The sequence below is a fragment of the Roseicyclus amphidinii genome, from assembly GCF_030163755.1.
GTDB classification, from domain to species: Bacteria; Pseudomonadota; Alphaproteobacteria; order Rhodobacterales; family Rhodobacteraceae; genus Roseicyclus; species Roseicyclus amphidinii.
In genome coordinates this window covers 25,766-39,607 of record NZ_JASJOE010000015.1, presented here as the reverse complement: position 1 = coordinate 39,607, position 13,842 = coordinate 25,766, and the positions used below count along the sequence as shown (strand labels likewise).

At 67.7% G+C, this 13,842-nt stretch carries 17 protein-coding genes; 8 read left to right on the top strand and 9 right to left on the bottom strand.

The annotated features are described in order from the left end of the window. Positions 1 to 7 precede the first annotated feature (7 nt). Positions 8 to 2,050, top strand: a complete 2,043-nt coding sequence (locus QQK83_RS07300) for a capsular polysaccharide biosynthesis protein (protein ID WP_284263053.1) — start codon at positions 8 to 10, stop codon at positions 2,048 to 2,050. 111 nt (positions 2,051 to 2,161) lie between these two features. Here QQK83_RS07300 and ribD read toward each other — a convergent pair whose 3' ends face one another. The 4 genes from ribD to QQK83_RS07280 form a co-directional block, all read right to left on the bottom strand. After that, positions 2,162 to 3,259 (bottom strand): bifunctional diaminohydroxyphosphoribosylaminopyrimidine deaminase/5-amino-6-(5-phosphoribosylamino)uracil reductase RibD, encoded by a 1,098-nt coding sequence (gene ribD / locus QQK83_RS07295; RefSeq protein WP_284263052.1) that lies wholly within the window; start codon positions 3,257 to 3,259, stop codon positions 2,162 to 2,164. A gap of 3 nt (positions 3,260 to 3,262) precedes the next feature. Beyond that, a complete protein-coding gene (gene nrdR / locus QQK83_RS07290) occupies positions 3,263 to 3,733 on the bottom strand; it encodes a transcriptional regulator NrdR (protein ID WP_284263051.1) in 471 nt (156 codons plus the stop codon). A gap of 156 nt (positions 3,734 to 3,889) precedes the next feature. Next, entirely contained in the window at positions 3,890 to 4,309 is a 420-nt protein-coding gene (locus tag QQK83_RS07285) for a secondary thiamine-phosphate synthase enzyme YjbQ (protein ID WP_284263049.1), read from the bottom strand. Further along, entirely contained in the window at positions 4,291 to 4,959 is a 669-nt protein-coding gene (locus tag QQK83_RS07280) for a DUF2161 domain-containing phosphodiesterase (RefSeq protein ID WP_284263115.1), read from the bottom strand. The genes QQK83_RS07285 and QQK83_RS07280 overlap by 19 nt, the downstream gene beginning before the upstream one ends. 238 nt (positions 4,960 to 5,197) lie before the next feature. Between QQK83_RS07280 and rpmB the strand changes: the two genes are divergently transcribed. After that, positions 5,198 to 5,488: a 50S ribosomal protein L28 gene (rpmB, locus tag QQK83_RS07275; RefSeq protein ID WP_284263047.1), complete on the top strand. Its 291-nt coding sequence runs from the start codon at positions 5,198 to 5,200 to the stop codon at positions 5,486 to 5,488. Between the two features lie 167 nt (positions 5,489 to 5,655). On the opposite strand, the gene QQK83_RS07270 is transcribed toward rpmB, so the two are convergent. Continuing rightward, positions 5,656 to 6,252 (bottom strand): outer membrane protein, encoded by a 597-nt coding sequence (locus QQK83_RS07270; RefSeq protein WP_284263045.1) that lies wholly within the window; start codon positions 6,250 to 6,252, stop codon positions 5,656 to 5,658. A 228-nt stretch (positions 6,253 to 6,480) separates the two neighbouring features. Here QQK83_RS07270 and QQK83_RS07265 point away from each other — a divergent pair, with 228 nt between their 5' ends. Together QQK83_RS07265 and QQK83_RS07260 are read left to right on the top strand one after the other, a co-directional pair. Then, positions 6,481 to 6,849 carry a hypothetical protein gene (locus tag QQK83_RS07265; RefSeq protein ID WP_284263043.1) on the top strand — a complete coding sequence of 123 codons (369 nt, stop codon included), beginning with the start codon at positions 6,481 to 6,483 and terminating at the stop codon, positions 6,847 to 6,849. A gap of 48 nt (positions 6,850 to 6,897) precedes the next feature. Further along, complete coding sequence (locus QQK83_RS07260) at positions 6,898 to 7,380, top strand: copper chaperone PCu(A)C (protein WP_284263041.1); 483 nt, start codon at positions 6,898 to 6,900, stop codon at positions 7,378 to 7,380. Positions 7,381 to 7,473: 93 nt separating this feature from the next. Here QQK83_RS07260 and QQK83_RS07255 read toward each other — a convergent pair whose 3' ends face one another. After that, positions 7,474 to 8,160 carry an NAD-dependent deacylase gene (locus QQK83_RS07255; protein ID WP_284263040.1) on the bottom strand — a complete coding sequence of 229 codons (687 nt, stop codon included), beginning with the start codon at positions 8,158 to 8,160 and terminating at the stop codon, positions 7,474 to 7,476. A 37-nt stretch (positions 8,161 to 8,197) separates the two neighbouring features. On the opposite strand from QQK83_RS07255, the gene QQK83_RS07250 reads away from it, so the two are divergent. Further along, positions 8,198 to 8,626, top strand: a complete 429-nt coding sequence (locus QQK83_RS07250) for a low molecular weight protein-tyrosine-phosphatase (protein ID WP_284263039.1) — start codon at positions 8,198 to 8,200, stop codon at positions 8,624 to 8,626. Here the strand turns inward: QQK83_RS07250 and QQK83_RS07245 are convergent. The 3 genes from QQK83_RS07245 to QQK83_RS07235 all read right to left on the bottom strand — a co-directional run bounded on the left by QQK83_RS07245 (position 8,623) and on the right by QQK83_RS07235 (position 9,779). After that, entirely contained in the window at positions 8,623 to 8,937 is a 315-nt protein-coding gene (locus tag QQK83_RS07245; protein ID WP_284263038.1) for a hypothetical protein, read from the bottom strand. The genes QQK83_RS07250 and QQK83_RS07245 overlap by 4 nt on opposite strands. A gap of 213 nt (positions 8,938 to 9,150) precedes the next feature. Then, positions 9,151 to 9,531 carry a type II toxin-antitoxin system death-on-curing family toxin gene (locus QQK83_RS07240; protein ID WP_284263037.1) on the bottom strand — a complete coding sequence of 127 codons (381 nt, stop codon included), beginning with the start codon at positions 9,529 to 9,531 and terminating at the stop codon, positions 9,151 to 9,153. Then, on the bottom strand, positions 9,528 to 9,779 hold the full coding sequence (locus tag QQK83_RS07235) for a hypothetical protein (protein ID WP_284263036.1): 252 nt from the start codon (positions 9,777 to 9,779) through the stop codon (positions 9,528 to 9,530). The genes QQK83_RS07240 and QQK83_RS07235 overlap by 4 nt, the downstream gene beginning before the upstream one ends. 333 nt (positions 9,780 to 10,112) lie before the next feature. On the opposite strand from QQK83_RS07235, the gene lepA reads away from it, so the two are divergent. The 3 genes from lepA (at position 10,113) to QQK83_RS07220 (ending at position 13,240) form a co-directional block, all read left to right on the top strand. Continuing rightward, positions 10,113 to 11,912 carry a translation elongation factor 4 gene (lepA, locus tag QQK83_RS07230; protein WP_284263034.1) on the top strand — a complete coding sequence of 600 codons (1,800 nt, stop codon included), beginning with the start codon at positions 10,113 to 10,115 and terminating at the stop codon, positions 11,910 to 11,912. A gap of 140 nt (positions 11,913 to 12,052) precedes the next feature. After that, positions 12,053 to 12,256, top strand: a complete 204-nt coding sequence (locus tag QQK83_RS07225; protein WP_284263032.1) for a hypothetical protein — start codon at positions 12,053 to 12,055, stop codon at positions 12,254 to 12,256. A gap of 189 nt (positions 12,257 to 12,445) precedes the next feature. Then, positions 12,446 to 13,240: a DUF3800 domain-containing protein gene (locus QQK83_RS07220; protein WP_284263030.1), complete on the top strand. Its 795-nt coding sequence runs from the start codon at positions 12,446 to 12,448 to the stop codon at positions 13,238 to 13,240. Positions 13,241 to 13,842 lie beyond the last annotated feature (602 nt).

Sequence of the window (13,842 nt, the reverse complement as noted above, 5' to 3'; positions counted from 1 at the left end):
GGCCGGCATGGCCGGGACGGGCCAGCGGCGGCGCGGCTACCATTACAACGCGGGCTTCCTGACCGACGCCCGCCTGCGCCGCATCCTGACGCTGGCGGGCCACGACCTGCGGCCCTTCGGCAGGCCCGGCCCGGAGGACGACGTTCTCGTCTGGGGCCATTCCCCCTACGCCCCCCGCGGCGAGGCCGTCGCCAAGGCCACCGGCGCGCGGCTTGTCCGCGTCGAGGACGCCTTTCTGCGCTCGCTGCACCCCGGCCGCTCCGGCGATCCGCCCCTGGGCCTGATCCTCGACCGGCAGGGGATCTATTTCGACGCAAGCGCGCCCTCCGACCTCGAGACGCTGCTTGCCACCCACCCGCTCGACGACACCGCGCTGCTGGACCGCGCGCGCGACGCGCTCGCCCGCATCGCCGAGGCGCATCTGACGAAATACGCCGCCGTGGACCCGGCACTGGAGCCGCCCGCGCCCGGCTACGTGCTGCTGATCGACCAGACCCGCGGCGATGCCTCGATCCGGCTGGGCGGGGCGAATGCCGACAGCTTCGCCGAGATGCTCGTCACCGCGCAGGAGGATCACCCCGGCGCGCCCATCGTCATCAAGACCCACCCCGAGACGCGGGCGGGCCACCGCCCCGGCCATTTCGACCCCGCGGCCCTCCCCCCCGGCGTGACGCTCGAGGACCGCCCCATCGCGCCCCGCCGCCTCTTCGAGGGGGCGCGCGCGGTCTATACCGTCACTTCGCTCCTGGGCTTCGAGGCGATCTTCGCGGGCCACAGGCCGGTGACGCTGGGCCTGCCCTTCTACGCCGGCTGGGGCCTGACTGATGACCGCCGCCTCGTCCCCGCGCGCCGCCAGCGTCGGCTCAGCCGCGCGCAGCTGGCGGCCGCCGCGCTGATCCTTCACCCCACCTGGTATGACCCCTACCGCGACCGGCTGTGCGAGCTGGAAGACGTGATCGGCGCGCTCGAGGCACAGGCCCGCGCCTGGCGGCAGGACCGTCACGGCCATGTCGCCGTGGCGATGCGCAGCTGGAAGCGCCGCCACCTCGGCGCGAGCTTCGGCCGGATGGGCGGCCGGCTCCGCTACGAGGATGACGCGCAACGCGCCGCCGCCGACGGCCGCCCCGTGATGGTCTGGGCCGGCAAGGAGACCGAGGCCCTCGTCACCGCCTGCGCGCAGGCGAAGCGCCCGCTTCACAGGGTCGAGGACGGCTTCCTGCGCTCGCGCGGTCTGGGAGCGGCGCTGGTGCGGCCGCTGTCGCTCGTGCTCGACGACCTGGGCATCTACTACGACCCCAGCCGCGAAAGCCGCCTCGACCGGCTGATCGCCGAGGCCGCGGCGCTCGCGCCGAAGCGCCTGCTGCGGGCCGAACGGCTGGTGGCGCGGCTCGTCGCCCTGGGCCTCACGAAATACAACCTCGGCGGCCCCGCCCCGGACCTGTCCGCCGCCACCGGGCGGCGCGTGGTGCTGGTGCCCGGCCAGGTCGAGGATGACGCCTCGATCCTCAGGGGGGCAGGCGCCGAGCGCAGCAACGCGGCCCTCCTGCACCGCGCGAGGCAGCTTCACCCCGAGGCCTTCCTCGTCTACAAGCCGCATCCCGATGTCGTCGCGGGCCTGCGCCGCGGCGCGGTGCCCGACGACATCCTCGCGCTGGCCGATGCCGTCCTGCCGGATGCCGACACCGCCGCCCTGCTCGCGCATGTCGACGAGGTGGTGACCCTCACATCCGCGCTCGGCTTCGAGGCGCTGTTGCGCGGCGTCGCCGTCACCACGCTCGGCACGCCCTTCTACGCCGGGTGGGGCCTGACCCGCGACCTCGGCCCCCGGCCATCCCACCGGCAGGCACGGCCCAGCCTCGCGGCACTCGCCCATGCAGCCCTGATCACCTACCCGCGCTACCACGACCCGGTGACCGGCCAGCCCTGCCCGCCCGAGGTGGCGCTGGACCGGCTCGCCTCGGGCGAGGGGCTCGGCCAGCCGCCCCGCCTGCGGGCGCTCGCCAAGCTGCAAGGCTGGTTCGCGGGCCAAAGCTGGCTCTGGCGGCGCTGAACCGGCCGACCGCCTGCCCGCACCCTCGGCGGCAAGACCCCGAATTTTCGTACGAAAATTCACAACCCGAACCAGAATTTTCGTACGAAAATTCGCATCCACGCCGCGCCCTCAGCGCGACCAGAGCGCCAGCACATCCCCGCCCAGGGCCCGCGTCTCGCGCAGGTCGAACCGCGGTGCCTCGGCCAGGGCGGCGATGCCCATCGCGCCCACCGCGGGCGTGCCCTCGGCCCCGATCACCAGCCCCGCCGAGATCACCGCCAACTCGTCCACCAGGTCCGACGCCAGCAGCCCCGCCGCCAGCGTGCCGCCGCCCTCGCAGAAGACCCGCGTCAGCCCGGCCTCTCCCAGCGCAGCCATGACCTCGCCCAGGTCCAGCTGCCCGCCCGATCCGGCCGAGACCTCGATCCGGCGCGCGCCTGCCGCGTCCCAGGCGGCACGCGCCGCCTCGGGGGCCTCGGGGCCGTGGCACAGCCAGACCGGCACGTCGCCCGCCGTCCGCATCAGCGCGCTGTCCGCGGGCAGGTCCAGCCGCCGCGACAGCACCACCCGCACCGGCTGGTGCGCGATGCCGAGGCCCCGCACCGTCAGGCTGGGGTCATCGGCCCGCGCCGTGCCCGCCCCCACCAGCACCGCGTCGTGACGCGCGCGCGCGCCATGCACCCAGGCCCGCGCCGCGGGGCCGGTGATCCATTGGCTTTCGCCGGTCGCCGTGGCGATCCGCCCGTCACCGGAGACGGCAAGCTTCAGCGTCAGCATCGGCCGCCCCTGCCCAACCCGCAGGAAAAAGCCGCGATGCGCGGCCTCTGCCTCGGCCCGGCAAACGCCCTCCGTCACCGCGATGCCCGCCGCGCGCAACCGCGCAGCCCCCCCGCGCGCAACCGCATGGGGATCGCCGCAGGCGATCACCACCCGCGCGACACCCGCCGCGATCAGCGCCTCGGAACAGGGGCCGGTGGCCCCGTGGTGGTTGCACGGCTCCAGCGTGACATGGGCCGTGGCCCCCCGCGCGGCCGGCCCCGCCTGCGCCAGTGCCATGACCTCCGCATGGGGTCTGCCGCCGTCCTGCGTCCAGCCGCGCCCGACCACGCGCCCCCCCGCGACGATCACGCAGCCCACCGCGGGGTTGGGCCAGACCCGGCCCATCCCCCGTGCGCCAAGGCCCAGCGCCACCCGCATCCAGCGGATATCGGCGGCGCTCCCGCTCATCGCTCAGGCGTCGGATTTGGGGGCGGGCGGTGCCAGCTCGGCAAGGAAATCCTCGAAATCGTCGGTCGCCTGGAAATTCTTGTAGACCGAGGCGAAGCGCACATAGGCCACCGTGTCGATCGCGGCGAGCCGCTCCATCACGATCTCGCCGATCAGCTTGGAGGGGATGTCGGTCTCGCCCATGCTCTCCAGACGCCGCACGATGCCGGAAATCATCTGGTCGATCCGTTCCGGCTCGATCGGGCGTTTCTGCATCGAGATGCGCACCGAGCGTTCCAGCTTGTCGCGGTCGAAATCCTCGCGCTTGCCGTTGGATTTCACGACCACGAGGTCGCGCAGCTGCACCCGCTCATAGGTGGTGAAGCGCCCCGCGCAGGCCGGGCAGAAGCGCCGCCGCCGGATCGCCACGTGATCCTCGGCGGGCCGGGAATCCTTCACCTGTGTATCGACATTTCCACAAAACGGGCAGCGCATCGGCGTCCCCCTTCTCGTCCCTCGGGCGGCCCGACCGGCGCACCCCTGCCTCATCCGTGGGGTCTGATGCCCCTGTTATCCACAGGCACTATAGGCGAGCGCACAAGGCTTGGGTAGATGCCAATTCACGCCCACAGCATGTTGCGCGTCGCAGGCTCACGGCATGGGCTGGAACAGTGCGGCGACCCTCCGCCGATGCGGCGCGCGGCGGTGCTCGACCAGGTAAATGCCCTGCCATGTGCCCAGCCGCATCCGCCCCGCCTGAACAGGCACCTGAAGCGACACGGGCAGAAGCGCCGCCTTGATATGCGCGGGCATGTCGTCCGGCCCCTCGCAGGTGTGGCGCAGCCAGGACATCGAGGGGTCGTCGGCCGAGGGCACCAGCCGGTCGAGCCAGCCCAGCAGGTCCAGCCGCACGTCAGGGTCCGCGTTCTCCTGTATCAACAGGCTGGCCGAGGTGTGCCGCACCATCAGCGTCAACAGCCCGTCGCCCACCCCCACCAGCCAGCGCGCCACCTCGTCGGTGAACTCGGTCAGGCCCGGCCCCCGCGTCTCGATCACGAACTCGGTCTGCATCTCGCCTCCTCCAGCATCGCGCGGCCCGTCTCCGACAGGGCATAGACCCCCGTCTCGACCTTTTCGAACCAGCCGTAATGGTTGTCACGCATGATCATCGTGGCCCGCGCCACGCCGGTCGCGGCCTTCACCGCCGCGCCCTTGCAGGGACCGTTGGCGGCCAGTTGCACCGCGCAGGCCAGCGCATCCTGCCGATAGGCGGTCACCCGCTGCCCCTGCAGCCCGCCAAGGTTCGGGTCCCCCCGCCGCCGCGCGAATTCCGACAGCAGCGCGCGGCGCTTGGGCGCCGATTTCCGGGGCGCGTAGGGGCCGGGGTCGCACTGCACCTCGACCAGCCCGGTCTCCAGCCGCACCGTCATCAGCCCCAGCCCCAGCCGCCGGGCCAGCGCCGTGTTCTCCTTCAACGCCTTGAGGAATCGTCGCCCCGCCCCCCGCGGCACCGCGAGGTAGACCATGTCGCTCACCGCAAGCCGCGCGATGCCCTGGTGGAACAACGCCAGCGAGAAGCCCGTCTTCAGCTCGACGATCAGCGGCTCGGCCTCGCCCGGCTTCACGGCCACCACGTCGGCCGGGCCGATCTCGGCCTTCACCTCGTAGCCCGCCGCCTCGAGGAAGGCCTTGACGGCCGGGTAAAGCTCGGTTTCCTGCATCATCCTCGCCCCGGCGATTTCACCGGTCCTCGCCCCGGCCCCAGACTTGCCCCCAGACCCGTCCGGGCCGTCATGTCGCCCGGTTCGCCCCATCCTGCCGCGCGCACCGCGCGGGAACAAGGCAAAGCCCCTTCGCCCCTTGACAGCATGGGCGGCCCCCCGTATCCCCAGCCGAGATTTCCGGGCGTGGGCAAGCCCCCCACGCCCTTTCCGTTTCTGAGCTGTCGAGGATCATCCCATGTCGCGTGTCTGCGAACTGACCGGCAAAGGCCCGATGACTGGCAACAATGTCAGCCATGCCAACAACAAGACCCGTCGCCGTTTCCTGCCCAACCTGACCGAAGTCACGCTGGGCTCGGACGTTCTGGATCGCCGCTTCAAGCTGCGGATCTCGAATGCCGCGCTGCGCACCGTGGATCACCGCGGCGGGCTCGATGCCTTCATGGCAAAGGCCAAGGACGACGAACTGTCGCCGAAGGCGCTGAAGATCAAGAAAGAGATCGCAAAGGCACAGGCCGCAACCGCCTGAGCTGACGCATCGTCCGATCTGCGTAACGCCCCGCAAGCTTCAGCCTTGCGGGGCGTTTTGCATGGCCTCGTCGCGGGCGTCCCACGCGGCGGGCCGCGCAGCCGGACATGAAAACGCCGCGCCCCGCAACGGGCACGGCGTCATGCAGGACCGGGCCGGATCGCCGGTCAGAAGCGGAAGGTCGCGGCGATGCGCAGCGAGTCGGCGCTCAGTTCGCCGATGGGGATCAGGTAGTCGTCATACTCGGTGCGGGAATACTCGATGCTCAGGATGAGCGAGTCCGTGGCCTCGAACATCGCGCCGACCCCGTAGCTGACGCCGTTCTCGATCGTGCCGAGCGACCCGGTATCCAGCCGCGTGACGCCGAGATGCGCATAAGGCAGCAGCCGACCCATGTCATAGCCGACCAGCACCGAAGCCCCGAGACGGTTCATCCCGGTGACGACATCATTCTCGACCTCGATCTGTTCATACATCAGCTGACCGCCGAGGACGAAATCGCCCATGTCGTGCAGGTACCGCGCGATCACGCCATACCGGTTCGAGTCGAGATCGAGCGATATCAACGGCGAAAACGTCGTGGTGGTCGAGGCGATGCCGAGCACCACACCGGCCTGGAACCCGGTCCAGTCCGTCGCGGGCGGTGCCGGAACGACCGGCACGATCTCGGCGGCGGGTGTCGGCTCCGGCTCCGCAAGCCCGCCGGCGAAGGCCGGGGCGGTGGCGGTCATGGCCGCAGCGGCGGCCCATGCGAATCGCTTCATCTGGTTGGTCCTTTCGTGACACCTGAGAATCAAGTGTAATTGATAAACTGTAGGCAATGTTAAATTAAACGCGAGCATCCACCCACGCAGCTTCCGCTGCCTGATGTGCCGAGATCACATCCTGCGCGCGAGGGCCACGGGGCCGACCGCACGGCGCGGGCGCGCAGCCTCCCTCACCCGTCATTTTGTCGCGTTCCCCCGCAGCGCAGGATTGCACACATACCGGCCATGACGGTTCTGCGCGCGCTTCTGACCACCTGCCTCGCCGTGGCGATCCTCGCCACCGGCATCGGCGTGGGCATGGCGCGCGGCGCGATGGCCGCGGAGGCGCAGCTCTGTTCCGTCACCGGCCCGGCCCCCATCGTCATCGCGCATGACGGCCTGCCGCTCTTCGATGCCGACGGCGACCCGGTCACGCTCGACCGCGACCTGTGCCTCGACTGCCTGACAGTCGTGTTCGCCCTGCCGCAGACCGCCAGCCCCGCCGCCCATCCGCTGACACCGGCCGCGGCCCCTCTGCTTCCCTCCGTCTCCCTCTGGTCGCCCGCGCACACCGCGCCCGGCGGTCAGGCACGGGCGCCGCCCCGCGCGGCCTGACCCCGAAAGCCTGACCAACCACACCCAGACAGACCGGAGACCGGACCCATGTCCCTCAAGCCGTATCTTTTCGCGGGCGCTCTCGCCCTGATCCCCGCCCTCGCCGCGGCCCAGATGCAGGTCGAAGACCCCTACGCCCGCGCCGCCAGCGCCGCCGCCATCTCGGGCGCGGCCTTCATGGCCGTGACCAACCCCACCGACACCGACGACCGCATCCTCGGCGCACGCTCCGACGTGGCCGAGCGGGTCGAGCTGCACACCCATATCCAGACCGACGAAGGCGTCATGCGCATGGTCGAGGTCGAGGAGGGCATCCCCCTTCCCGCGGGCGAGACCGTGATGCTCCAGCGCGGCGGGCTGCACGTGATGTTCCTCGGGCTGACCCGCCCCCTGAACCACGGCGACGAGATCGAGATCACGCTCGAGTTCGAGACCGCCGAACCGCTGACCGTCACCGTTCCCGTCGATCTCGAGAGGATGCCCGCCCATGGCGGCATGACCATGCAGCACGGCAACGGCCACGGCGGCTGACCCTGAACCCGAACCGGGATCGGCCCTCCTCCTCCCTTCGGGGCCGATCCTGCCGGCCCGCCCGCGGTCTCCTCCTTTCCGCGGGCGGGCCCTTTACCCTCCGAGAACCTCCGCCACCCACCGCGGGACGGCCTGCGTCGCGGGCCCCGCGATCACCCGGTCGAACCGCCCCGGCGCCGAGGGCTTGAGGTTGATCTCCAGCGTCTCGGCCCCAAGGCCCGCCGCCTCTTCGACGAAACCCGCGGCCGGGTAGACCTCGCCGCTCGTGCCGATGGCGACGAACAGGTCGCATCCCGCCAGCGCCTCGGCGATGCGCTCCATGTGATAGGGGTATTCCCCGAACCAGACGATATCCGGCCGCGTCGCCGCCGCCCCGCAGGACGGGCAGGCATCGCGCGGGCCCATCACCCGCGGCGCATCCCAGCGCGCGCCGCACACCGCGCAGAGCGCGCGCAGGATCTGCCCATGCATGTGGATCACGTCCCGCGATCCGGCCCGTTCGTGCAGATCGTCGATGTTCTGCGTCACCAGCGTCACGCCGCCATGCTCCGCCTGCAACCGCGCCAGCGCGGCGTGGGCCGCGTTGGGCGACGCATCCAGCGCATTGGCGCGGCGGGCGTTGTAGAAATCATGGACCAGCGCCGGGTTGCGCGCAAAGCCCTCGGGCGTGGCCACCTCGGACAGGTCGTAGCGGGTCCAGAGCCCGCCCTTGTCGCGGAACGTGCCCAGCCCCGATTCCGCCGACACCCCCGCCCCGGTCAGGATCACGATCTTCCGCATGTGGACAGCCTCCGTCGCGCATGGCACCCCTTGGCCCATGACCCACCGTATCCTCTGTGTCTGTCTCGGCAATATCTGCCGCTCGCCCACCGCCGAGGCGGCGCTGCGCGCCGAACTGGGCGACCGGGCCGTGATCGACAGTGCAGGCACCGGCAACTGGCATGTCGGCAAGCCGCCCTATGGCCCGATGCAGGCCGCCGCCCGCGCCCGCGGCCTCGACCTCTCGGCGCTGCGCGCCCGCCAGGTCACGCCCGCGGATTTCCACCGATTCGACCTGATCCTCGCAATGGACGCCGAGAACCACGCCGAGCTTGCCGCGATCGACCCCGGAGGGGCCGCGCGGCTTGCGATGTATCTCGACCCGACGGGGGGCGGCGACGTGCCCGACCCCTATTTCACGCGGGATTTCGACGGCGCGCTCGACCTCATCTTGCAGGCCGCGCGCGCCTGGGCCTCACGGCTCTAGCTGCACATCGCCTCGGCGGTTTCGCCAAAACTGCGCCAGGCCCGCCACAGGTCCTCGTCGCCGCGCCGGTTCGACTGCCGCACATCCTGCGCGCGCTGCGGATCGGCGAAGAACCGCGCGCCTTCGCGCATCTGGCTGCGCGACAGTGTCCGTTCGGCCGCCGAGCCGATGCAGGAACACAAGGACCGTGTCACGGCCGGCCGGTCGGAGGCGTTGCACGCCCGCTCGATCGGGTTCGCCGCGGCGGGAAAGGGCGCGGCCAGGCTCGCCACGGCAAGCGCGAGAACGGGCAGAAATCGGGTAGCTGTCATGGAACCATGCCTCGGGTTTCGGAACTGCTCGGGATGGCGAGTCTGTCGCTCGCCTGTCCCTCCATGGTGCCGCAAAACGCCGATCCGTTCAATCGTGCCGCCCGCCACGGCAGCCGGAATTCGCCCAAGGGCGAGGGGGCAGGCCACGGCGCATCCCGCGGCCGCCTGCCATGGGCACAGCGCGCCGTGCCCCGCCGGACCATCAACCGCCGCCTACCCCTCGGCGGCGCGACGCAGCCACTCGGCCAGGTCGTCGGCCGCCAGCCGCCCCTGCGCCAGCTCGATGACCCGCGGGCCGACGATGTCGGCCGCGAAGGTCATCCTTGCCCCGTTCGCCTGCATCGCCACGACCATCACCTCGTAGGCGGTCCGCTTGTTCGCATCGTTGAAGCAATGCCCCTGCGACACGGCTTCGGCATAGGCCGCACCGAGGTCGAAGACATCCCCGATCATTCCATAATTCACTCGGTTCTCGACACGCCCGAGCGCGCCTTCGATGGATTTGTCCCGCGCCAGCCCCTGCAATTCGCCGGGGTTCAGCACCGTGTCATGGATGAGGATGACGAGGTCGGCGGGGATCAGAACCCAGCTCATTTGTCCTTCAGGTAGTCGAGGACCGGCTGGTCATCCGGCAAGCGGTCGCGCAGCACGGCCAGGACCTCCTCCCGCGTCGCGTAGCGCACCTCGTCCTCGCCCACGCAGGCCTCGGCCGGGACGAGATAGGCGACCGGCCTGGAGTTCTTCAGGATCGCCACCGGCTTGCCCTTGGCCCGCGCCAGAACCTTCTGCGGCTCGCGCAGCTCGGTGATCGAGGCGATCTCGTTGGTCAGCAGGCGTGTCATGGCATATCCTCCAGAATATGTAGAGATATACACATTCGGATAGGCAATTGCAATGTGGAGGTGTTTGCCCACGGGCCGGCGCTAGGCGTGGGGGCTGCCTCGCCCCGGCAATGCGCCAGCGACGGGCGCGGTGTCGGCAGTGCGACAGCCTTTCCAAGGCGCGTCCCCCCGCTGGTCTGTCCCCTCCGGCAACCGCAACCCGCCTTCCACCCGGTCGCGCCCGAAAGCTCCGCCCCGGCTTTCATCCCGCTTCGGGGCGAACCGCCCCACACCCCTTCCCCTACTCCCCCCCTTCCGCTATCTCCCCTGCTGACCCTTCATCAGCAGGCCGCCATGACCGACCTCTCCCGCATCCGCAACTTCTCCATCGTCGCCCACATCGACCACGGGAAATCCACCCTGGCCGACCGGCTGATCCAGCTGACCGGCACGGTCGCCGAGCGGGACATGAAGGCCCAGCTGCTCGACGCCATGGACATCGAGCGCGAGCGCGGCATCACCATCAAGGCCAACACCGTCCGCATCGAATACCCCGCCAAGGACGGCCAGACCTATATCCTCAACCTCATCGACACCCCCGGCCATGTCGACTTCGCCTACGAGGTCTCCCGCTCCATGCAGGCGGTCGAGGGCTCCCTGCTGGTCGTCGATGCCTCCCAGGGCGTCGAGGCGCAGACGCTCGCCAATGTCTACCAGGCCATCGACGCCGATCACGAGATCGTCCCCGTCCTCAACAAGATCGACCTGCCCGCCGCCGAACCCGACCGCGTCAAGGAACAGATCGAGGACGTGATCGGCATCGACGCCTCGGACGCCGTGCCGATCTCCGCCAAGACCGGCCTCGGCATCCCCGACGTGCTCGAGGCCATCGTCCACCGCCTCCCCGCCCCCAAGGGCGAGCGCGACGCGCCCCTCAAGGCGATGCTCGTCGACAGCTACTACGACCCCTACCTCGGCGTCGTCGTCCTGATCCGCGTCATCGACGGCGTGGTGAAAAAGGGCGACCGCATCCGCATGATGAAGACCGGCGGCACCTACCAGATCGACCGCCTCGGCGTCTTCAAACCCGCCATGCTCGACATCGCCGAGCTTGGCCCGGGCGAGATCGGCTTCTTCACCGCCCAGATCAAGCAGGTCCGCGACACCCGCGTCGGCGACACCGTCACGCATGAAAAGAAGCAATGCGCCACCGCCCTGCCGGGCTTCAAACCCTCGATCCCCGTGGTCTTCTGCGGCCTCTTCCCCGTGGACGCCAACGATTTCGAAGACCTCCGCGACGCGATGGAGAAGCTCGCCCTCAACGACGCCTCCTTCACCTTCGAGATGGAGACCTCCGCCGCCCTCGGCTTCGGCTTCCGCTGCGGCTTCCTCGGCCTTCTCCACCTCGAGGTCATCCGCGACCGCCTCGAGCGCGAGTATGACATCGACCTGATCACCACCGCGCCCAGCGTGATCTACCACGTCCACATGCGCGACGGCACCATGATCGAGCTGCACAACCCCGCCGACATGCCCGACCTCACCCATGTCGACCATATCGAGGAGCCGCGGATCAAGGCGACCATCCTCGTCCCCGACGAATACCTCGGCGACGTGCTGAAACTCTGCCAGGACCGCCGCGGCGAACAGCTCGACCTCACCTATGCCGGCCAACGCGCCATGGTGGTCTACGACCTGCCCCTGAACGAGGTGGTCTTCGACTTCTACGACCGCCTGAAATCGGTGACCAAGGGCTATGCCTCCTTCGACTACCAGATGATCGGCTACCGCGAGGATTACCTGGTGAAGATGCAGATCCTGGTGAACGACGAGCCGGTCGACGCGCTCTCCATCATGGTCCACCGCGACCGCGCCGAGATGCGGGGCCGCGCCATGTGCGAGAAGCTGAAAGAGCTGATCCCGCGCCACATGTTCAAGATCCCCGTCCAGGCCGCCATCGGCGGGCGCGTCATCGCGCGAGAGACCATCGCGGCGCTGCGCAAGGACGTGACCGCCAAGTGCTACGGCGGCGACGCCACCCGGAAGCGGAAGTTGCTCGACAAGCAGAAGGCCGGCAAGAAGAAGATGCGCCAGTTCGGCAAGGTGGAGATCCCGCAGTCGGCCTTTATCAACGCCCTCAAAATGGACGGCTAAGCCCAAGCCCGAACCGCACCCCCCACCGTAGGCCGGGCTTCAGCCCGGCCCGCGCGCGTCCCCCGGACGCGCGCCCACGTGGCAAACCCGGTGACACGCCCCGAAGTCTTGGCTACCCTTGTCGTGGGGCGAGGGGTCTCATGGCGATTATTGCTAACGCCGCAGATTTGGACGAAGATCCGATGAGGGTCAGCCTCGCCGATGGCGGCACGCTCGGTGTGGTTCCCTCGGCTGCTTTCCGCTTCGCCCGAGATACCGGGAAGGTTGGCGGAGCGATGCGGCAGTTCGGCCAGGTGGAGATCCCGCAAACGGCCTTGATCAATGCGATAAAGATGAACTCTTAAGCTGTCTGGAACCAGGTGCCTGCCCTTATTTGAGCACGCAACGATCCAAAAGGTTCGGGACGCAGAACTAAGTCTGGACTCCGGTCGTTGGCATGATAAGCATCGCACCTTTGAAGAGAATGCCAGCGTGAAATCTTGCATCGCCTCGGCAAATTGAAGAATATTCTCTTGAAGCTTTAAATTGGCACCATGAGACGATTAACGTTGCCAATAAAGTATGGGGTATTTATCTTGTATATGATGTACGTAGATGAAAGTGGCGACCCGGGCAACAACACCGCACAAACTGATTTCTTCTGCCTCTCCGGAATAGTCGTGCATGAAAGTGAATGGCATCAATTTATTGAAAGACTCGTTCTCTTCAGACGAGTTATGCGCGACGTGTACGGCCTTCCACTAAGATCAGAAATCCATTCGGCTGAATTTCTACGAAAGAATGAGTTCAATATCAAAAAACATCAGCGCTTGGCAGTTCTGCGAAATTACCTTGATGAGCTGGCAAAACTTCAGTCAATTTCGATTACCAATATTGTCGTCGACAAAAGAAACAAAGCGGAGGACTTCGATATTTTTTCCTCGGCATGGCGGACCCTATTTCAAAGGTTTGAGAACACCCTTACACACGGGAATTTTCCCGGTGGATACAAAAGGTCTTTCGGCGTCGTCTACACAGATGCTACTTCTGGCAGGAAGCTACAAAATCTAATGAGGAAAATGTCAGCCTACAACCCAATACCGAACAGATGGGGAGGAGGGTATCGCAATATGCCGATACACCGAATTATTGAAGATCCGTCTGAACGGGATTCGAAAGCATCCCTCCCTATACAGACGTGTGATGTGGTAGCCTATTTTCTACTTCAAAAACTCTCTCCAAATTCATATGTCAAAAATAAAAGTGCAAGTAACTACTTTGATCGACTCACGCCAGTCTTAAATACACGCGCAAGTGCAAGGAACCCGCAAGGAATAGTGTTCATCTGAAACAAAAGGGCGGACGGTCTCCCGTCCGCCAAAAGATCCTACTTCTAGGTTGTGCCTAGTTTCAGATCTTGCGCCAAGTATAGTATGTCCTGCGAGGTGGCGCTACCGCTTTTTGCAACTAGACCTGTATCTGGTCAGAACAACGAGGGGGATGGGTTCAACCCCACCACCCACACACCCGCTCTGGCGTCATCCACCCTACACCCCCAAATCCATCCCCGGCCCATCCCGATGCACCGATGACCACGGCCAATCCTCCGGCCGCGCGACGAACCCGTGTTTCACCGGGTTCCACCAGCAATACCGCAGAAACGCCCGGTATTCCGCCTCATCCCGAACGTGATGTTCCCAGAACCGCCGTTGCCACAGCGCCTGCTCGCGTTTTTCATGCCGTAGGCCGGGCTTCAGCCCGGCATATCTGCCCGACCGAACGACCGGGAGCTCCGTGGGGTAGTCGTATGCCGGCTGCAAACGAAATGCCGGTGACGCCGGCTGCGCCGGCAATGCCGGGCTGAAGCCCGGCCTACGCCCCGATACATCCGTCCCGTATTTCTCCCGCACCGCCCGCGTGAACCGCGCCTTGATGGCGCCCCATCGCACCC